Below are 19,771 nucleotides of genomic sequence, written 5' to 3' on the forward strand. Positions count from 1 at the left end.
ATTTTTGTTCAGGTCAACGTCGGTGCGCCGTTATTTACAACCTCAATTCTAGGCGAGGCGATGGTTCACCCAACATTTCCAGCATCTGATTTTCATCTGCGGCCTACGCGGGACACGTGTCGACGTCCTCCGCTGTTTCGGTGAGCCCGTCGCAGCACGACGATACCACCTCTCGTCTTCAGGCAAGCATCATGCCCTGATATTGAAAATCGTGGCATTCGGCTGTTGTCCGACCAGCTACTTCGAGCAATCGTCGCTAGCCCCGGGTTGGGGAGGTTCTCTCGATATTCGGCTTATGTTCGAACCGCGCAATCCGCCGCGGGCGAAAACTGATCGTTCGACCGCTAAACGGGGAGGCGGCACATCAAACCTGCTGGCGCACATTAAGGCAAGCGGTAGTATCGGCTATGCCCTCCACATCGCTTGCCACCATCCTCGCCACGGCAGTTGCGGCTCAGTCGATTGCTTTGACGAGGCCGGCGCGGATCCGACCCGAAATAGACGCGTACCCGCGTATCGCCGCGCCGACGGTCGGGCCGCAACAACGCATCAACCGTGCACTCGATCGGCTTGATTCTCGACTACGGACGGCGATGCGCGAGTGCATGGGCGCGCCCGGCGATAATCCGACCAGTTGGAAGCGCCAGATCGACGCGCCCATGCACGGGCCCGAATTCGTCAGCTATCTCATTACCGACGAAGTCGACTGCGGCGGTGCGCATCCGAGCACTTCGCACAGCGCTATCGTCTACGACCTGCGAAGTGGTGCGCCAGTAGATTGGACCGTTCTGTTGCCCCGGCACCTCACCGGCGAGCTTGGCCTCGCCGAGAGGAGCGGCGGCGTGGAGGTGGTGACGCTGACCTCCGCCCGACTGTTTGCGCTTTACCTTGCAGGGTACGCGCACGGTGCCAACGATACGGCGAACGATGAGAATTGCCGCGACCAGGTGGCGGGCCCCGACGATGCGGCGCCCGTGCCGATGTTCGCCTGGCTCGACGCGCGCCAGAACGGACTGGTGGTCCAATTCGATCTCAATCACGCCAATCAAGCCTGTTCGGAGCCGGTGCTCATCCCGGCCGCGACTCTGCGGCATGAGGGGGCGAGTGCGCGGCTGCTCGACGCCTTGGCGGCGGCGCACGCGAGTGTTGCACGGCAACCAAGTCGAAATCGTGCCGTCGGCAGCGATCCACGTCGCGTTCTCCGGTCCAAGTAGCGCACGGTCGCATCATGCCTTTAGGATCGCGCTAGATCGGTATTAAATGGCCGCGCGAGAACGATGCCCGCTTTTCGCAGGACGGTTACGGCTCGGCGGTTTCGCGCACAACGTTTCCACGAAGATCGTTGCGCTTCGCGTCGGGCGCCGGATGGGAAGCCGCGAGATCAGTAGCTCTCGGTAGAATCTTTCTTGCTCTTGATCGCGATCTTGCCCCCTTGCTCCTCGAACTCGTACGTGAAGATATCCGAGCGCTCTTCGTGGGGAAGGGCGACGGAATAGGACATCCCAACCCCAGCCTTGATGCTGGTGATGCCGCCCCCGCCGGTAGCGCGATAGTTCGCCTTCAGGTCTGCCAGGATGAGTTGGATCATGCAGGAGGCGCGCTCGAGTTCGCTGCTGCCGCATTGCATCGAAGTCTCCACGCTAGATCCTTTCGTTTGCTGCCCCAGCGTGGGGAAGGGGGCTCTCCCGCTCGTCGGGCCGGTCGCTTCGGGAGTCTCCCGCCGATCGGTGGCCGTCGCGTCCGACCCGGAACATCCAAAGAGCGCAAGCGCAGCCAGCATCGCAAGGAGCGCGTTCGAGTTGGCGCTGCGCATCGCGGTCATCTCCCAGGAAGCACTTCTGTCAGCACGGTTCCCGCTTCGAGCTCTGCGGTAGTTCGTGGATAAAGTCGCTGCTTCGATACGCGGAACGGTTTCACGAACTTTGGGTGCGGCGCGTATAATGGTGATTTCGCTTCCGCCTTTGCGAAGGCGCGCATCGTGGCGAGCCACGGCTCCGCATGGATGAGGTCCAGCCGCATTCCTGCGCCCATCACGCTGTTCATGTCCACGTCGGTGATCCCGTAGCAGTCGCTGGCGTTCGTATCGCCAGAAGGCGGGTAATGCGGTTTTCCGACGTCAACATGGCCCAGGCCGAGCAGATGCCCCATTTTCATGAACATGGGCGCGCTGCATGACGGGTTTACCGATAAAGACGTTGAGGGCGATCGGCACCTCCGGTTCGGCGGGAGCGCTATAGACGGTCATGATCTTGTCGACTCAGCGCCCGGGCCGCCGCATATCCATTGCGACTTCGCGTCGGCTTGCTCGGCGGGCCTCCTGTTAACCGGATCAGGGGCGGCGGTCAGGCGCTCGGCCATTGTACGCCTCGCGGAATTCCTTCGCGAACATGTCGAGGAAGGCTTCGTCGGAGCCTTGCGCCACACCGCCGAACTCGCGCTCGTATGCCTGCCATAGCGCGGCGTCGCGCGCGGCGGGGACGATGCGTTCGAGCACGCCGCTGTTGCCGGCACGCGCGCGGATCGCGGTGGGGGAGAAGCGTTCGAGCGTGGTGCGTAGTGCCCCCTGCATCGCCCGCAGCGTCGCGACCTGATGGGTCTGGAGGTCCTTGAACGCATCCTCGACCGCGCGATCGGGGGGCATGAAGCCGGGCTGCGGGGGACCGAGCAGCATCGCCAGTGCCTCGTCGGGAGTACGCGCGAATTTGAGCGGATTGTGTCCGTCCGGGCTGAACGCGGTCGCCTCGGCGCCGAGCTGCGCCTTGGCGCGCGCACGCGCCTCAAGCATCACCACCAGTCCGGAGACGAGGCGGCGGAACAGCAGCGCCGCGCGGGCGTCCGCATCCTCCCCCAGCCGCGACGCGTCGATGCCGAGCGCGTTCAGGAACGCATCCTCGCGGCCGCTCGGGGCAGGTGCGGCCGCGGGGGGAGCGGCGCGCGGAGAAGGTGGTGGCGCGGGCGGGGCGGGCGGCGCTGCCGGCTCCAGCCCCAGCGGGTCGCGCCTGGGTTCGATCGGCTGACCGAAGCCGCCGCGTGCCCAGTCGACGACGTTGCCCTCCGCGATCCGGCCCCACAGGTCGTCCGGCGTCGGCGCCGGCGCCGGCGGCCGGTCGGGCGCCGCGCTCGACCAGCCGGAGGCGGGATCAGGGGCCGGCGTCGCCGTGTCCCACGCCGAGGCGACCGGTGCTGCGGGTGCCGTTGGGCGGGGTGCCCAGCCGGCATTGCCGTCCGCAGGCGCCCCGCGCGGCGGGAGCGCCTCTGCCCATTGCCCCGCCGCACGATGCGGCTCGGCTCTCGCCAGTGACGGCCCGATCTGCGGCTGCCATCCGCCGTCGCTTGTACCCGGCGCGACCGAGGGCGGTGCGTCCCAGCCGCCGGAGGAAACGGCCGGCGTGTCCCAGCCACCCGATGGAGTCGGCGCGGGAGCCGGGCTGTCCCAGCCGCCGGAGGGGGCGGGAACGGGTGTCGGGGCGTCCCAGCCGTCCCCCGAGGGTGCGTTCGTCGGAGCGGAGGTCGCCTCGCGTCCCGCGTCCCAGCCGCGCCACGCCGGCGGCGCGCTCGCCGCGCTCAGCCGCGCGGCGAGGGTGAACGGCCCCACCGTGAAGGCGTCGCCGTCGACGATACGGTGCGGGGCGGACAGGCGCTCGCCGGTCCGGCTGAGAAAGGTGCCGTTGGTGCTGCAATCGACGAGCAGATAGTCGCGGCCGTCGTAGCGGATCTCGAAATGACGGGACGAGACGTGGCGGGTGGGGTCGGCGAGCGACCAGTCGCAGCTCGATGCGCGCCCGACCACGCCGCCGCGGCTGTCGAGTACGAGCTCTGGCACGGCGGCGGCGGATGCGGGGCCGCTGCGGATGAAGAGGGTGAGGGTCATCGCGCCGGCATCAGCGATCGGCGCCCGGCGTGCAAGCGCAGTGGCGACGGCACCGGCGCCCGATCACTCGTCCCCGGCCGCCGCACCGAGGTCTCCCGGTTTGCCGAACGCGTCGCCCGCAAGCCCCTCCGGGTTGATGTTGGTCGTGCCGCCGTTGAGGACGAGATCGGAGCCGCCGTTCACGAGTGTGCTCTTTCCGGCGTTGACGATCGCCTGCTCGTTGGCCTGCACCTGCACATTGGGCGACTGGATGACGATCCCCTGCGGCCCGATCGTGATCTGCGAATCCTTGACGCGGATCGTGATCGCTTGCTTGCTTTCGATCGACAGGACGCCGTCTACCAGCAGACGGTCGGTCTTCTCGACGCGCTGCTTGCGGAACCCGACGATCCGCTTGGTATCGTTGCCGCCGATGCGGGTGCTGCGATCCCAGCCGACACGGCGGTCCTGGTTGCGGCCGACATGGTGCGTGTGGTCGAAGCGAACGCGGTTGTTCATGTCGCGCTCGGCGTGGATGAACAGTTCTTCCTGGCCGCCCTTGTCCTCGAAGCGGATCTCGTTCGAGGTGCGGTTCTGGCCGCTGTCGAGCGGCTCGGCATTCGGATACTCGCCCGACTCGCCATAGGTCAGCGTGCGCCACACCGCGCGCGTCTTGTTGGCGGGCAGATCGTAGACCGGCATATGCGCGCGGTTGAACACGCGGCCGACGACGAGCGGGCGATCGGGGTCGCCGTCGAGGAAGTCTACCAGCACCTCGTGCCCGACGCGTGGCAGGATGACGTTGCCGAGCCCGCCGGTCTGCGACACGCGGATCCAGCAGGTCGAGCGTTCGCCCGGGGTGCTGGCTCGGTCCCACGGGAAGCGCACCTTCACCCGGCCGTATTCGTCGGTGTAGATCGTCTCGCCCGGCGGTCCGGTGACGGTGGCGGTCTCCAGCCCCTGCACCCGCGGCCGCGGCGTCTCCGGCTGCGACTGGAAGGCGGTGTCGGCGGGGATCGCCTCGAACCGGACGTTGAACGGTTCCTCGTCCTCCTGCGCGCCCGAGCGATAGCTTTCCGAGGCGATCGAGTGGAAGGCGGCGGTGACCAGATAGCTGCCGTTCATCCTCCCGGCGGGGTGCTCCGCCACGTCGAGGCGATAGCCGGTGGTGATGCCGGCCGCCTGCGACTGGCCGGTGAACACGCGGCGGTTGGCGCGCTGCGCGGCGAGCAGCGTCTCGCCGCGTTCGCGACCGGTCTGTTCCTGATCGCCGCGCCCGGTCTTCTCGCGCGTGTAGCGGCCGGGGTAGACGAAGATCTCGCGATCGTCGCGGGCGTGCGATCCCTCGCCGACGCTTTCGCTGGCGAGCGGCTGGTCGGGCGACTCGAAGTCGTAGTCGCGCACCGTGACCCGCGCCTGCCCGGTCGAGGATACGCGCTCGGTCCAGCTCTGCAGATATTCCTGCTGCCGGTCGAAGCGGCTCTTCGAATTGGTGCTGAACACCGACACGGCATTGGCGTTGTAGCGGAGCTTCGCAATCGTCCCCGGCTGGTGCGACGCCGGCCCCTCGCACAGCACCATGACGTGGCGGTCGGCGTCGTGGCGGAAGAAGTAATAGATTCCCTCCTCCTCCATCAGCCGCGAGGCGAAGTCGAAGTCGCTCTCGCGGTACTGGACGGTGTAGCCGCGCGTCACCCGCGACCGCACCAGTCGGGTGTAGTCGACGTCCTGGACGCCGGCGTCCTCGAACACCTGCTTGATGATCTCGACCGCGGTCTTGTCCTGGAAAATCGCCATCTGGCGATTCTGCGCGAGATAATAGGTCCAGGGCTGGATGGTGAGGCGATAGTGATGCCCGGCGGGGCTCTCCTTGGTGTACTCGCCGGCGGTCAGCAGCCCGTGGAAGCGGCGCAAGAGCTCGCCGTCCTCCAGCACCGCGAGCGCGACCGGCTTGCCGAGATGCGGCTGGAGGTCGAGTTCCAGCGGCGAGATGATGGTCGCGTGGAGGACATAGGGGCGGCCAAGTTTCTCCTGGCTTTCAATGCGTTCCAGTACGACCTGCTCGTCGCCGACGTCGATCGACATCTGCGTGAGCCGTTCACCTGCATCCGCCACCGACTAACTCCCGCATGCGCGACAGCTTACGCCCGCCCGCACGACCCTGTTGCCCATCGTCCGATGGTCTATCGACACTCTTCGCCCGCGACAATGCCTGGCGCGGCCAAGGAAGCAAAGTCGTGCGGCTCAACTGTTGTTATCGGTTGATCGGCTCGAATGCATGCCATAGTCTTGCATCAAGGGTCGAGAAACAGGTGGGATAGTTACCATGACGTTGCGGATCGCAGTGGCCGTCTTGGCACTCGGCGCGGGTGCGGGCGCCGCAGGACAGGCGAATGCCGGGCAGACGACGTCGACGCAGCCGAGCGTCGAGGGCTATCTGTGCACGTTCGCGGGGAAGTGCGACGCGCCCGAAGGGGAGGCCGCCACGCGCGACGCGCCGCCGACCAAGGGGTTCACGCTGGCGCGCTCGGGTGGTGGCAAGGACACGGCGACCCCCAAGGCGGTCGCGCCTGCCGCGCGTGCCCGGTCGCGGAGTAGTGCGGCGTCGTCGCCGACGCACGGACGTCGCAGCGGCTATACGCCGGTCGCACCGCGGGCGGTGGCAGGTCGCGCGGCGGCGCTGCCGGCCGGGACGCGCCCGCGCGCCGACCTGATGATCGGGTTCGAGCTCAACTCGGATCGCCTGACGGCAGTCGGTCGCCAGGCGGCGACGGTGTTCGCCCAGTCGCTGCTCATGCCGGAACTGCGCAGCAAGCGCTTCCTGATCGAGGGCCATACCGACGAGCGCGGCGGCAGCGGCGTCAACGTCCCGCTGTCGCAGCGGCGCGCGCAGCGGGTCGCGTCCTTCCTGATCGCGCAGGGTGTCGAGCCGAGCCGGCTGCAGGCGCGGGGCTTCGGATCGTCGAAGCCGCTCGCCGGGCATGACGCGGCGGATCCGACCAATCGCCGCGTCGAGGCAGAGCTGCTTCCCTGATCCGCGGCCGGAGGAACGGACGTGGACATGCAGGCGCTTCTCGCCCCGGTCTCGCTTGACGCGCCGGCGGGGCCGGACCTGTCGTACGACGGCGATCGCCAGGTCATCGAGCAGGCGTTCGACACGCCGCCCGACGAGGTCGAGTGGGATCGCACGATCGATCGCATCGTCGCGCAGGCGGCGGAAACGCGCGACCTGTGGCTCGCCGTCTATCTGGCGCGGGCGGGGGCGCGGGCGGGTAGGCTCGACCGGATCGAGAACGGCGTCGAGCTGCTCGCGGGCTATCTCGAAGGGTTCTGGGGCAGCGCTCATCCCACCGTCGAGGAATATGGCATCGAGGGTCGCAAGGGCGCGTGCGAGTCGCTGGTGCGGATCGGCGAGTTCCTGGCGCCGCTGCGCCGGGTGCCGCTGATCGAGCATCCGCGGTTGGGCCTGTTCAGCGGCGGCGATTTCGAGCGCTTCGCGGCCGAGGGTGCCGCGGCCGACGGCTATGGCCAGTTCCGCGCGGCGGTCGCCGACACGCCGGTCGAGCGGATCGCCGAGCAGCTCGACCGGATCGGCCGGATCCGCGCGGCGGTGGCGCGCGCCGATGCGGTGCTGTCGGACGAGGCGGCCAAGGTCGGCCAGACCGGGACCAATTTCACGACCACCTATGAGGCGCTCGACGCGATCGCCGAGGCGGTGCGTCCGCACGTCCATCTCGATCCGGTCGGCGACGACGGGGCGGCGGTGGCGATCGGGGAGGAGGCGCCGGTGGCCAACGGACGGGCGCGGGCGATGACCGGGCGGGTCGAGAGTCGCGAAGATGTCGCACGCGCGCTGGACGCGGTGATCGAATATTACGGCCGCGTCGAACCTTCGAGCCCGATCCCGCTGGCACTCGGCCGGGTAAAGGCCTGGATCGCCATGGATTTCATGTCGATCCTCAACGACATCGCGCCGGGCAGCACCGGCGAAGCCTTGACGGTACTGCGTTCGCGCTCCGAGGATGGCGGCAGCCCGGATTTGATGTAGGACTAGACAGGAAGTGCGTGCTCGCTCCAAGAAGTTCGTGCCCGGAGCGTGCACGGTATCAAGGGATGCAGAGAGATGGCGATCAAGAGCGGTCAGCGTTTCATTCGCGAGAACCGGAAGCCGCGGGTCCATATCGAATATGAGGTCGAGACCTACGGCGCGCGTCAAAAGGTGGAGCTTCCCTTCGTCATGGGCGTGATGTCCGATCTCTCGGGCAAGAGCCTGAAGGACAAGAAGGCGGCGGAAGCGCGCGAGTTCGTCGACTTCGACATGGACAATTTCGACCAGCGCATGGAGGCGATCGCCCCGCGCATCGACTTCGCGGTCGACAACACGCTGACCGGCGAGGGCAAGCTGTCGGTCGATCTCACGCTCAATTCGATGGACGATTTCTCCCCCGGGCAGATCGCCAAGCGGATCGAGCCGCTCGCCAAGCTGCTCGAGGCGCGGACGCAGCTCGAGGATCTGCTGTCCTACATGGACGGCAAGCACGGCGCGCAGGACCTGCTCGACAAGGTGCTGAACGACCCGGCGCTGCTCAAGGCGATCTCGGCGCAGCGCGCCGCTTCGACCGACGAGTCCGACACTTCGCCGACCCAGGCCTAAACACTTCAAAGCGATCGGAGCGGAATATGGCGCAAGACGCGCTCAGGCAGACCGGCGATACCCAGCAGGCGACCGAAGCGGAGGTCGACGACTTCCAGGCGCTGCTGCAGAAGGAGTTCAAGCCCGCCACCGACGAGCGCAAGACGCGCATCGAGCAGGCGGTGCAGACGCTCGCTCAGCAGGCGCTGCAGAACGCGCAGGTGATCGGCGGCGACGTGTTCGCCACCGTCGACGCGATGCGTGCGGCGATCGACCGCAAGCTCACCGAGCAGATCAACCAGATCATCCACCACGAAGAATTCCAGAAGCTGGAATCGACGTGGCGCGGGCTCCACTACCTCGTCATGAATACGGCGACGGGGAAGGACATGAAGATCCGCGTGATGAACATGTCCAAGGAAGAGTGCCGGCGGATGTTCCGCCAGTACCGCGACGCGGCGTGGGACCAGAGCCCGCTGTTCAAGAAGATCTACGAGAGCGAATTCGGTCAGCTCGGCGGCCAGCCCTATGGCGCCTTCGTCTGCGACTACCAGTTCGATCATTCGGCACCCGATCTCGAGGTGATGCGCGGCCTGTCGCGCATCGGTGCCGCGAGCCATGCGCCGTTCATCGCCGCGGCCGCGCCCTCGCTGCTCGGCATGGATTCGTGGACCGAGCTTTCGAACCCGCGCGATCTGGGCAAGCTGTTCGACGCAACCGATTACGGCGCGTGGCGCACCTTCCGAGCGTCGGAGGACAGCCGCTATCTCGCGCTGGCGCTGCCGCGCTTCCTCGGGCGTCCGCTCTACGGTGCGAAGACCGATCCGGTCGAGGAGTTCGACTTCGAGGAGGATTCGGCCGGCGAGCACGACAACCATCTTTGGCTGAACGCGGCCTATGCGATGGGAACGCGCATCACCGAGGCGTTCAACACCTATGGCTGGACCACCCGCATCCGCGGCGTGGAGTCGGGCGGCACCGTCGAGGAACTGCCGACCGCGACCTTCCCGACCGATGAAGGCGGCGTCGACCACAAGTGCCCGACCGAGATCGCAATCTCGGACCGGCGCGAGGCCGAACTGTCGGGCGCGGGGCTGATGGCGCTGGTGCATCGCAAGAATACCGATCAGGCCACCTTCATCGGCGCGCAGACCGTCCATCGCCCCGCAACCTACGACAAGAAGGAAGCGACGGCGAACGCCAATCTTTCGGCGCGGCTGCCGTACATCTTCGCCAGCTGCCGATTTGCGCATTATCTCAAGTGCATGGTGCGCGACTGGGTTGGTGGGTCGCGAGAATCGGAACAATTGCAACGTGACTTAAACAATTGGGTCCTTCAATATGTCGACGGGTCTCCCTCGTCTTCGAACGAAGAGACCAAGGCCCGCCTGCCTCTGAAGGACGCCAAGATCGAGGTGGTCCCCGACGAGGAGAACCCGGGTTACTACAAGGGGAAGTTCATGTTCGTGCCGCACTACCAGCTCGAAGGGATGGACGTGGCGTTGAGCATGGTCTCGCGGTTGCCCAAGACGTCGGGCTGACGCCGCACACTGGAAGCAAGCGAATCGCAACAGGAGTGACACATGGCAGTCGATCTTTTTCTGAAAATTGAGGGCATCAACGGCGAGTCCTCGAAGAAGAACCACCAGGGCGAAATCGACATCATCTCGTTCGATTTCGGCGCGGTGCAGCACGGCTCGTTCCACAGCGGTGGTTCGGGCGGTGGCTCGGGCAAGGCCGAGATCTCCGACATCCGCATCCAGAAGGAAGTCGACAAGTCGTCGCCGCTGCTGTTCAAAGCCTGCGCCTCGGGTAAGCACATCAAGGAAGCGATCATCTACTCGCAGAAGGCCGGCGACGGCTCGGCGCCGCTGACCTACTACAAGATCAAGCTCGAGGACATCATCGTCTCCGACATCCACAACAACGGCGCTTCGGGCGGCGACAACATCATGGAGTCGGTGACGTTCAACTGCGCCAAGGTGACCTTCGACTATCAGGCGCAGAACGCGCAGGGTGGCAAGGACGGCGGCGTCGTCACCGCCTACTACGACATCCGCCAGAACGAGGCGGGCTGAGCACCCTGGCAGCCGATCCGCTGAGGACCATCATGAACGAAGCGGACGAGCTGCTGCGTGCGGGCGATCTCGATGGTGCGCGACGCGTACTGGTCGAGGTCGCCCGGCGCGACCCCGGCGACGTGCCCACGCGTCTGTTCCTGTTCCAGTTGCTGGCGGTCGCCGGCGAATGGGCCAAGGCGAAGACGCAGCTGGCGACACTCGCCCAACTTTCTCCCGAAGCGCAGATGCTCTCGGTCGTCTATGGCCAGGCGCTCGATGCCGAGGAGCAGCGCGCCGCGGTGCTTGCCGGCAGCCAGCGTGCCGCGATCCACGGCGGCTCCGCCTGGGCCGAGGGTGTCGCCGAAGCGATCGAACTCGAGGCACGCGGCGATCCCGCGCAGGCCGAGGCCTGCCGCGATGCGGCGTTCGCTGCGGCGCCGGATACGCCCGGCACGCTGGACGGCACGGACTTCGACTGGATCGCCGACGCCGATCCGCGCTTCGGCCCGACGATCGAGGCGGTGCTGGGTGGCCGCTACGGCCTGCTGCCGTTCGACGCGATCGCGAAACTCACGAGCGAGGGACCGCGCGACCTGCGCGACCTCGTCTGGTATCCGGTCGAGATCACGCTGAAGGCGGGTCCGCGCGTCGCCGCGCTGCTGCCGGTCCGCTACCCCGGCATCCCCGAGCAGGGGCCGGAGCGGTTCGCGCGTGCGACCGGCTGGACCGACGAAGGCCGCGGCATCGGGCAGCGGCTGTGGTCGACCTCCGACGGCGAGGATCACGGACTGCTGTCGATCCGTTCGCTCGAACTGCGCTGACGCGTCCGTGGCGGTCCAACAGCGGCTGACGCCGACGCTCTACGACAAGCTCGTCGCCGACCTCGACATCTCGGGCATGCGCGACAGCGGCGAGGACCTGCCGACCGTCAGCCGCGAGAAGTTCCGCTACTATTCGGTGCCCAAGCTGGAGCGGTTCAACGAAACCGCGCTGCGCGCCACCATCCGCCGCGATCTTGCTTGGCTGTTCAACACCACCAATCTGGAATCGCTGGTCGATCTCGAGGCCTATCCCCACGTCCGCGAGTCGGTGCTCAACTTCGGGCTGACCGATCTTGCCGGCCGCACGCTCGACCGGCGCGCGGTGCTGGCGCGGGCGCGCGAAATCCGTCGGGCGATCCGCCTGTTCGAGCCGCGGCTGGCGAAGGAAGGGCTCACCGTCGACCCGGTGGAGGATCCGAGCGATCCGCATTCGCTGACCTATCTGATCCAGGGCGACATCAGCGCCGCCGCGCAGGTCATGCCCGTCAAGTTCCGGACCGAGGTGGAGGCGGAGACCGCGTCGGTCACCGTGCGCGAATAGCGATGAGTACCGGGCTCGATCCGCGGCTGCTGCGCTTCTACAACGACGAACTCGCCTATCTGCGCGAGGAGGCGCGCGCGTTCGGCGAGGAGCATGAGGCGGTCGCCGGCCGGCTGGGGCTCAAAACGCCGACCGATCCCGATCCCTATGTCGAACGCCTGCTGGAGGGTGTCGCCTTCCTGGGCGCGCGCGTCCAGCTCAAGATCGCGGACCAGTATCCCGAATTCACCCAGCATCTGCTCCACGCGATCCAGCCACACTATCTGGCGCCCACGCCGTCGATGTGCGTCGTCGGCTTCGAGCCCAAGGACGGCGATCCCGTGCTCATCAAGGGGCACTCGGTCGCGCGCAACACGCCGCTGGTGGCGGTCGCGGGCGAGCAGGGCGGGGTGCCGGTCGAATTCCGCACCGGCCATGACGTGACCCTCTGGCCGCTGCGCATCACCCAGGCGGAGTATCTGCCGAGCCGCGCCGCCGTCGCGCCGTTCGCCGCGGCCGCCGACGTGCGTGCCGAGGCCGGGCTGCGGCTTCGGTTCGAGGCGACCGCGGGCGTGCCGCTGGCGCAGGTGCTCCCCAAGCGGCTGCCGATCTACCTCGCCGGGTCTGAGGCGGTGCCGGCCGAACTCTATCGCCAGATCGTCGGCGAGACCCAGGCGGTGATCGCGCGCTCGGCCGAGGCGGCGGCGGGGCCAGAGGGCTGGCTGCGGCTGCCGGAGCCCGGACAGGTCGGGTTTGAGGACGACGAGGCGCTGCTTCCCGCCGAGCTCCGCTCGTTCCGCGGCTATCGCCTGCTGAGCGAGTATTTCGCCTGCCCCGAACGCTTCCTGTTCGTCGATCTCCAGGGGCTCGACCGCGCGTTTCGCGCGAGCGACGGGGCATGCGACGTGGTGCTGCTGTTCTCGCGCTCGGCACCCGCGCTGCACAATGCGCTGGAGCCCGCCAACTTCCGGCTGTTCGCCACGCCGGCGATCAACCTGTTCGAAAAGCAGCTCGGCCGCGTGCGCGTATCGCGGTTCGAGCACGAGCATCACGTCGTTCCCGATCGTGCGCGGCCGCTCGACTTCGAGGTGTTCCGTCTGCTCGACGTCCAGGCCTATGCCGCCAACACGGTCGATGGGCGCAGCGTCGCGCCGCTCTATGCGCCCGGCGCCCTGCTCTACGATTGGAACGAGGCGCTGTTCTACACGACGCAGTTGCGCCCGCGCCGGCTGTCGACGCGCGAGCAGCGCTTGCGGCGGCGGAGCGAATACACCGGTACAGAGACCTGGATCAGCCTGACCTCGCCCGGGGACGCGAGCCGGCTCGACGGGATCGACGAGCTTGCGGTGCGCGCGCTGGTCACCAACCGCGAGCTGCCCGAGCTGCTGACCTTCCGCGGCGACCGACACTTCACCGTCTCGGGCGTGCCGGCGCGGGCGGTGACGGTGCTGCGCGCGCCGACCCGTCCGCAGCCGCCGCTGGGGCTGGGCGACGCGGCGTGGCGGGTGATCGGCCATCTCACCCCGAACTACACCACCCTCGCGCCCGAGGAGGGCAGCGACCCGGCGGTGCTGCGCGACCATCTCGCGCTCTACGGCCGGCAGGAGGACGCCGCGTCGCGCCGGCAGGTCGACGGGGTGCTGGCGATCCAGTCCGAGCGCATCGCCCGGCGGGTGCCCGGCATGAACCGCATGTCGATCGCGCGCGGGCACCGTATTCGCGTCGCGCTCGACGATGCCGCGTTCGACAAGGGGCGGATGTTCCTGTTCTCGGCGGTGCTCGAGCGGTTCCTGGCGGAGTTCGCGAGCATCAACAGCTTCACCGAGACGCATTTCCGCAGCGCGAACGAAGGGGAGTTCCGGCGATGGCCGCTGAGAATCGGCCGACGTCCGACCATCTGAGCTTCCTCGCCGACGCGGCGGCCGAGACCAAGCGCTTCGGCTTGTTCCCGATCGCGCGCGGTGCGGAGGCGCGTGCGCCGCACCTGCCGCGGATCGGCCGCGCCCGCCGCCCTTCGCAAAGCGTCGCCGATCTCGCGCAGGTGCCGAGCCTGTCCTTCCCGGACTCCACCCTCGCCGAAGTCGAGGTGAAGGCGGGGCGTGCCCGGGTCGGCGGGCATTGGCTCGGGCTGACCGGGCCGATGGGGCCGCTGCCGCTCCACATGACCGAGTTCGCCGCGTTCGAGCGGCGCTATGCCCGGCAGCGTCCGTTCGGGCGCTGGCTCGACCTGCTCGCCGGGCGGATGCTCCAGTTCTTCGTGCGGGTGTGGAGCGATTCGCAGCCGACCAGCCAGGCCGATCGCCCCGACGACGATCGCTTCGCCGGGCAGCTGGCGCAGCTGACCGGCGCCACGGAGGGCGTCGGCAACCGTGCCGCCTTTCCCGCCTTCGGCCGCATCCACTATGCCGCGCTGTTCGCCTCGCGCCGCAGTGCCGGTGCGATCGAGGACGCGCTCACCCACCTGCTCGGCCAGCCGGTGCGGATCCGCGAGTTTCAGCCGCGTTGGCGCGAGATCGAGCCCGACGACCGTACGCGGCTCGGCCGCCAGTTCGCGCAGCTGGGCGACGAGGCGATGCTTGGGACTCGCGCGAGCGTCGCGTCGGACGCGTTCCGCGTCGTGATCCGCCCGCGCACGCGCCAGGAATATGAATCGCTGCTCCCGTCCGGCGCGCGCTTCCGCGTGCTGGGGGAGGCGCTCGACGCCTTCGCGCCGAGCCACCTCGAGTGGGATGTCGAGCTGGAGATCGACGGCGCCGACGCGCCGGCCGCTCGGCTCGACGGGCGAACCCGGCTCGGCTGGAGCGGCTGGGTCGGCGGCGGCGGGGGCAGCGTCCGCCGCGACGCGCATCTGCGGCGGAGCCCAAAGTCGGGGCAGAGGTAAGCAACCAGGAAGGAGATCGGAATGGTCCGGAGTTTGCGGATCGGAAGTCGCGGCGATCAGGTGCGTGCGTTGCAGACGATGCTGAAGCGCTATCAGCCCGACCTGAAACCCGACGGCATCTACGGGCCTGCGACCGAGCGTGCGGTGCGCGCCTATCAGCGGCGTGCCGGCCTCTATCCTCCCGACGGCATTGCCGGCCCCCGGACGATGGGCGCGCTGACCCAAGGCTCGACCGGCAGCAGCCGGACGGTGCCGGCCGCTCCGGCGAGCGCCAGCCGCAGCCCAGGTGCACTTGGTCCCGCCGTCAACGGCGCACGGCAGCGTGCGACCACCGGCGCCGCCCCGCGGGGCCAGGCGAGCCCGGTTGCCGAGATGCACATCTCGCGGCTCGGCCGGAAGTTCATCTTCGATCACGAGGCGCAGCGCGGCGTCAGCAACCGGCTGCACCATCCGACCAGCGGCAGTGGCGTGACGATCGGCGCCGGCTACGACATGAAGGATCGCAGCGCCGCGAGCATCCAGCGTGACCTGGAGGCGGTACAGGTGCCGACCGCATCGGCGCGCGCCGCGGCGCAGGGGGCAGGACTGTCGGGGTCGCAGGCGACCGCCTTCGTTCGCAACAACCGCGACGTGCTGAACCTGACCGAGGCGCAGCAGCAGCAGCTGATCGTCCATGTCGCACCGCATTACGAGGCGATCGTCAAGCGCCGCATCCGCGTGCCGCTGCACCAGCACGAATTCGATGCGCTGGTATCCTATGTCTACAACCCGGGCGGCGGCTGGCCGACGACGGCGCGCCTGGTCAACGAAGGCAGGGGGCACGACGCGATGGTCGAGATCAAGCGCCATGTCACGTCGCGCGGCCAGCGGGTTGCCAGCCTGGTCCGTCGGCGCGATGCCGAGGCCAGAATGTTTCTGTATGGGGAGTATGCGTGATGCGGAACGGGATGCGCGGGTTGTTTCTCGCAGCACTGTTGGGGGGATGCGGCGCGCCCGCCGAGAATGCGGTGGCGAACGCGGTTGACGCGCCTGCGCCGACCCCGTCGGCGGAAGCTCCGACCGCGGTAGTAGCCGCGACATCTGAGGCGCAGGCGCCGACCATCGACCGTTCGAATGCGACCGGCATCACGCTGCTGCGCGAGATCCTGGTCGCCGGGGGCAGCATCGACGGCGAGCAGATCCGCGACGTGACGCTCGCGGATCGCTGCCGCACGACCTTCGCGACTGACGAGGGCGCGACGACGATCGACTGGTCGCACGTCGGCAACTTCGCCGGCCGCACCACCGCCGGCACGCGCAGCATCGCGCTGGACGATGGCAGCGGCAACCATGTCGTGGCGGTGCCGGAGGGCAACGATCCGGAGAAGGGCAACGCCGGCGAGCAACTCGAAAGCGGATTCGGCCTTCTGGCGGACACGTGTCAGGCGTGATGCTCGCCGGGCTGGTCGCGCTGGCGGCGAGCGCCACCGCAACCCCGGCGCCGCTGACGCTCGCCGGTCCGGCCGGGCCGGCGGCACGCACGGCGGTGCTCGCCGAGGCGAAACGCCAGCAGATGACCGAGGTGGCCGTCGCGGCGGCGCAATCGTTCCGGGTCCTGGACGGCGGCAGCACGGCCGCGACGCTGCTGACGGGCGAGGGGAACATGCCTGGCACCACCTTCGCCGGGTGCTTCGTTGCGACCGTCCAGGGGGATGACACGATGCTGATCCCGACGCTGGGGTACGGCAATTACGAGGCGGAGACCTGCGGCGGTCCGCTCGCGGTCGGCATCCTCTTGAGCGGTGCCACGACCCGGATCGGCGTGATCTTCAAGAGCTATTCGCGCGACGCCGTGGAGCGCGTGCCGATCGTCATCGACTGGGACCGGTCGAACAACACCCTCCTGATCGATGAGGAGGCTTCGAGCCGCGCGCTCGACAGCGGTGCCAAGACCATTCCGGCCCTGCGCCGACTCGTTTCGTAACGCATCACGGGCCCTGCGGGGCGTGAGGAACACCAAGGGGGAATGATGACCGAGATCAGTCGTGCGTCGCTTTTCGGCAGGTTGGATGCCGCTGCGTTGCAATCGATCGAATCCGCGACCGCGCTCGCGAAGATGCGGGGCAACCCCTATGTCGAGCTCGCGCACTGGATCCACCTGCTGAGCCAGGATGCGACCGGCGACATCGCCGCGATCCGCGCGGCGTTCGCGATCGACGATGCCGCGCTGTCGCGCGACGTGGTCGGGGCGCTGGACATCCTGCCGCGGGGTGCCTCGGCGATCTCCGATTTCGCGCCGCAGATCGAGGAGGCGATCGAGAAGGGCTGGCTCTACGCCTCGCTCCAGTTCGGGGCCGCCAAGGTGCGGACCGGCCATCTGCTCTACGGCATGCTCAAGACGCCGACGCTGCGCAACGCGCTGTTCGCGATCAGCGGCGAATGGCGCAAGGTCCAGCTCGAGCGGCTAGGCAGCGAGTTCGCCGCGATCGTCAAGCCGTCTGTCGAGGCGACGGTGGCCGCCGAGGCGCCGACGTCTGCCGCCCCCGCGGCTACCGGCGGTGCGGCACCGGCGGGCGAGGCGCTGGCACGCTATTCGACCGACCTGACAGCCAAGGCGCGCGCGGGCGAGATCGACGCGGTGGTCGGCCGCGATGCGGAGATCCGCCAGCTGGTCGACGTGCTGCTGCGCCGCCGCCAGAACAACCCGATCCTGGTCGGCGAAGCGGGGGTCGGCAAGACCGCGGTGGTCGAGGGCTTCGCGCGCCGGATCGTCGACGGCGACGTGCCGCCGGCGCTCCGCAACGTCACGCTGCGCGCGCTCGACGTCACGCTCATGCAGGCGGGCGCAGGGGTGAAGGGCGAGTTCGAGAAGCGGCTGCGCCAGGTGATCGACGAGGTCGAGGGATCGGCGAGCCCGGTGATCCTGTTCATCGACGAGGCGCACACGTTGGTCGGCGCCGGCGGTCAGGCGGGCACCGGTGATGCCGCCAACCTGCTCAAGCCCGCACTCGCGCGCGGGCGTCTGCGCACGATCGCGGCGACCACCTACGCCGAATATCGCCAATATTTCGAAAAAGACCCGGCGCTCACCCGTCGGTTCCAGACGGTCGACGTCGCCGAGCCGGAGGCGCCGGTCGCGATCGACATGCTCCGCTCGGTGGTGCCGATGATGGAGGCGCATCACCAGGTGGTGGTGCTGGACGAGGCGGTCGCGGCTGCGGTGACGCTGTCGCAGCGCTATGTGCCTGAGCGCCAGCTGCCGGACAAGGCGGTGAGCCTGATCGACACCGCGGCGGCGCGCGTCGCGGTGTCGCAGCACGCGACGCCAGCGCCCGTCGAGGATCGCCGCCGTCGCCTGGAGCTGCTCGAGGCGGAGCGCGGCGTGGTCGAGCGCGAGGCGCAGGGCCGCTACCGCCGCGACGATCGCCTGGCTGAGCTCGACGCCGAGATCGAGGCAGCACGCGAGGCGGTGACGACGGTCGAAGCCAAGTGGGAGCGCGAGAAGGCCGCGCTCGAAGCGGTCCGCGCCGCACGCGAGGGTGACGACGGCGACGCTCTCGATGCCGCGATCGCTTCCGCCCAAGAGGCGGCGGGCGACGATCCGATGGTGTTCGGCGTGGTCGATGCCGATGCGGTGGCGGCCGTGGTCGGCGACTGGACCGGCATCCCGGTGGGCCGCATGGTCAAGGACGAGATCGCCAGCGTGCTCTCGATCGGCGAGGCGCTGAAGACGCGGGTCGTCGGCCAGGACCATGCGATGGACGCGATCGCCAAGCGCATCCAGACCAGCCGCGCCAAGCTCGACAATCCCTCCAAGCCGGTCGGCGTGTTCATGCTGTGCGGGCCCTCCGGCGTCGGCAAGACCGAGACCGCGCATGCGCTGTCCGAGCTGCTGTTCTCCGGCGACGATTCGATGATCGTCATCAACATGAGCGAGTTCCAGGAGGCGCACACCGTCTCGACGCTCAAGGGCGCGCCGGCCGGCTACGTCGGCTACGGCCAAGGCGGCGTGCTGACAGAGGCGGTGCGCCGCCGGCCCTACAGCGTCGTGCTGCTCGACGAGGTCGAGAAAGCGCACCCCGACGTCCACGAAATGTTCTTCCAGGTGTTCGACAAGGGCTTCATGAACGATGCGGAAGGGCGCCACATCGACTTCCGCAACACCGTCATCCTGCTCACCTCCAACGTCGGCACTGATCTGATCGCGACGCTGACCGAGGACGAGGAGATGGCGCCGACGCCGGAAGGGCTTGCCACCGCGCTGCGGCCCGAACTGCTCAAGGTGTTCCCGCCCGCGCTGCTCGGGCGGCTTTCGGTGCTGCCCTATTATCCGCTCAGCAAGACGATGCTCGCCGGCATCGTCCGGCTCCAGCTCGGCCGGATCGAGCGCCGCATCCGCGACAATCACGGCATCGCGCTTCACATCGACGCGCCGGTCGTCGCCTACATCGTCGAGCGCTGCACCGAGGCGGCGTCGGGCGGCCGGATGATCGACGCGATCCTGACCAACACGATGCTGCCCGACATGTCGGTCGCGCTGCTCGAACGGCGGACGCGTGGCGAAGAAGTGCGAAGCATCACCGTGCGCGTCGAAGGCGACGGGCTGGGATACGTCTTCGAAGGCGCCGACGAACGGAAGCTGCCGGAAGCGGAGATCGCCGCCTGATCAGCAACGTCGAGCTTTCCGCCGGGTGATGGCAGCTATTGCCCGGCGGGTTGCTCGGCGGATATGGTGCGACCACGATCCAAGTCTAGGATTCGCTAAATGCACGCTATGCGATTGTTTTCGGCTGTTCTTGTCGTGGCGGTCGCGTCATGGGCCGCTGCCGAGCTGTGGATCGAAGCCTATGGATCGGGTGCGCCGTACTTCGGGCGGATGACCAACATGGACAAGTGGACCGATTCCTGGCCGGAGATCTGCCTCTTGGGTGGCGGGGCGACGCTGGTCGCGTGGGGGATCGCCCCACGGCGTCGCACCGCGGCCCGCGGGGGCCGGAAGGCGCGCTAACCAGCGAATAGGGTGAGAG

At 68.2% G+C, this 19,771-nt stretch carries 19 protein-coding genes; 15 read left to right on the top strand and 4 right to left on the bottom strand.

Going from position 1 to position 19,771, the window contains the following annotated elements:
* Window positions 1-407 precede the first annotated feature (407 nt).
* Window positions 408-1,214 (top strand): hypothetical protein, encoded by an 807-nt coding sequence (locus ACBY01_RS04520; RefSeq protein WP_416459577.1) that lies wholly within the window; start codon window positions 408-410, stop codon window positions 1,212-1,214.
* A 167-nt stretch (window positions 1,215-1,381) separates the two neighbouring features.
* On the opposite strand, the gene ACBY01_RS04525 is transcribed toward ACBY01_RS04520, so the two are convergent.
* From ACBY01_RS04525 to ACBY01_RS04540, 4 genes are all read right to left on the bottom strand, one after another.
* On the bottom strand, window positions 1,382-1,822 hold the full coding sequence (locus ACBY01_RS04525; RefSeq protein ID WP_416459578.1) for a hypothetical protein: 441 nt from the start codon (window positions 1,820-1,822) through the stop codon (window positions 1,382-1,384).
* Window positions 1,819-2,160 (bottom strand): hypothetical protein, encoded by a 342-nt coding sequence (locus ACBY01_RS04530; protein ID WP_416459579.1) that lies wholly within the window; start codon window positions 2,158-2,160, stop codon window positions 1,819-1,821. The genes ACBY01_RS04525 and ACBY01_RS04530 overlap by 4 nt, the downstream gene beginning before the upstream one ends.
* 169 nt (window positions 2,161-2,329) lie before the next feature.
* A complete protein-coding gene (tagH, locus tag ACBY01_RS04535) occupies window positions 2,330-3,871 on the bottom strand; it encodes a type VI secretion system-associated FHA domain protein TagH (RefSeq protein WP_416459580.1) in 1,542 nt (513 codons plus the stop codon).
* Window positions 3,872-3,934: 63 nt separating this feature from the next.
* Window positions 3,935-5,965, bottom strand: coding sequence for a type VI secretion system Vgr family protein (locus tag ACBY01_RS04540; RefSeq protein WP_416459581.1), 2,031 nt, complete (start codon window positions 5,963-5,965; stop codon window positions 3,935-3,937).
* Window positions 5,966-6,176: 211 nt separating this feature from the next.
* On the opposite strand from ACBY01_RS04540, the gene ACBY01_RS04545 reads away from it, so the two are divergent.
* The 14 genes from ACBY01_RS04545 to ACBY01_RS04610 all read left to right on the top strand — a co-directional run bounded on the left by ACBY01_RS04545 (window position 6,177) and on the right by ACBY01_RS04610 (window position 19,752).
* Window positions 6,177-6,884 (top strand): OmpA family protein, encoded by a 708-nt coding sequence (locus tag ACBY01_RS04545; RefSeq protein WP_416459582.1) that lies wholly within the window; start codon window positions 6,177-6,179, stop codon window positions 6,882-6,884.
* Between the two features lie 27 nt (window positions 6,885-6,911).
* Entirely contained in the window at window positions 6,912-7,898 is a 987-nt protein-coding gene (locus ACBY01_RS04550) for a type VI secretion system protein TssA (RefSeq protein WP_416459583.1), read from the top strand.
* Window positions 7,899-7,973: 75 nt separating this feature from the next.
* Entirely contained in the window at window positions 7,974-8,504 is a 531-nt protein-coding gene (tssB, locus tag ACBY01_RS04555; RefSeq protein WP_416459584.1) for a type VI secretion system contractile sheath small subunit, read from the top strand.
* Window positions 8,505-8,530: 26 nt separating this feature from the next.
* Window positions 8,531-10,024 (top strand): type VI secretion system contractile sheath large subunit, encoded by a 1,494-nt coding sequence (gene tssC, locus ACBY01_RS04560; RefSeq protein ID WP_416459585.1) that lies wholly within the window; start codon window positions 8,531-8,533, stop codon window positions 10,022-10,024.
* Window positions 10,025-10,066: 42 nt separating this feature from the next.
* Window positions 10,067-10,561: an Hcp family type VI secretion system effector gene (locus tag ACBY01_RS04565; RefSeq protein ID WP_416459586.1), complete on the top strand. Its 495-nt coding sequence runs from the start codon at window positions 10,067-10,069 to the stop codon at window positions 10,559-10,561.
* A 32-nt stretch (window positions 10,562-10,593) separates the two neighbouring features.
* Window positions 10,594-11,364: a type VI secretion system accessory protein TagJ gene (locus ACBY01_RS04570; RefSeq protein ID WP_416459587.1), complete on the top strand. Its 771-nt coding sequence runs from the start codon at window positions 10,594-10,596 to the stop codon at window positions 11,362-11,364.
* A 7-nt stretch (window positions 11,365-11,371) separates the two neighbouring features.
* Complete coding sequence (tssE, locus tag ACBY01_RS04575) at window positions 11,372-11,905, top strand: type VI secretion system baseplate subunit TssE (RefSeq protein WP_416459588.1); 534 nt, start codon at window positions 11,372-11,374, stop codon at window positions 11,903-11,905.
* Between the two features lie 2 nt (window positions 11,906-11,907).
* Window positions 11,908-13,785 carry a type VI secretion system baseplate subunit TssF gene (gene tssF / locus ACBY01_RS04580; RefSeq protein ID WP_416459589.1) on the top strand — a complete coding sequence of 626 codons (1,878 nt, stop codon included), beginning with the start codon at window positions 11,908-11,910 and terminating at the stop codon, window positions 13,783-13,785.
* Window positions 13,749-14,765: a type VI secretion system baseplate subunit TssG gene (gene tssG / locus ACBY01_RS04585; RefSeq protein WP_416459590.1), complete on the top strand. Its 1,017-nt coding sequence runs from the start codon at window positions 13,749-13,751 to the stop codon at window positions 14,763-14,765. The genes tssF and tssG overlap by 37 nt, the downstream gene beginning before the upstream one ends.
* Before the next feature lie 21 nt (window positions 14,766-14,786).
* Window positions 14,787-15,701 carry a peptidoglycan-binding protein gene (locus ACBY01_RS04590; RefSeq protein WP_416459591.1) on the top strand — a complete coding sequence of 305 codons (915 nt, stop codon included), beginning with the start codon at window positions 14,787-14,789 and terminating at the stop codon, window positions 15,699-15,701.
* Window positions 15,701-16,195: a hypothetical protein gene (locus ACBY01_RS04595; protein WP_416459592.1), complete on the top strand. Its 495-nt coding sequence runs from the start codon at window positions 15,701-15,703 to the stop codon at window positions 16,193-16,195. Before ACBY01_RS04590 ends, ACBY01_RS04595 begins: the two co-directional genes overlap by 1 nt.
* Complete coding sequence (locus ACBY01_RS04600) at window positions 16,195-16,728, top strand: hypothetical protein (RefSeq protein ID WP_416459593.1); 534 nt, start codon at window positions 16,195-16,197, stop codon at window positions 16,726-16,728. Before ACBY01_RS04595 ends, ACBY01_RS04600 begins: the two co-directional genes overlap by 1 nt.
* A gap of 96 nt (window positions 16,729-16,824) precedes the next feature.
* Window positions 16,825-19,410 carry a type VI secretion system ATPase TssH gene (gene tssH / locus ACBY01_RS04605; RefSeq protein ID WP_416459594.1) on the top strand — a complete coding sequence of 862 codons (2,586 nt, stop codon included), beginning with the start codon at window positions 16,825-16,827 and terminating at the stop codon, window positions 19,408-19,410.
* A gap of 108 nt (window positions 19,411-19,518) precedes the next feature.
* On the top strand, window positions 19,519-19,752 hold the full coding sequence (locus tag ACBY01_RS04610; RefSeq protein ID WP_416459595.1) for a hypothetical protein: 234 nt from the start codon (window positions 19,519-19,521) through the stop codon (window positions 19,750-19,752).
* The last annotated feature ends 19 nt before the right edge of the window (window positions 19,753-19,771 follow it).

Source organism: Sphingomonas mangrovi (assembly GCF_047975845.1).
Taxonomy (GTDB): Bacteria; Pseudomonadota; Alphaproteobacteria; order Sphingomonadales; family Sphingomonadaceae; genus Sphingomonas.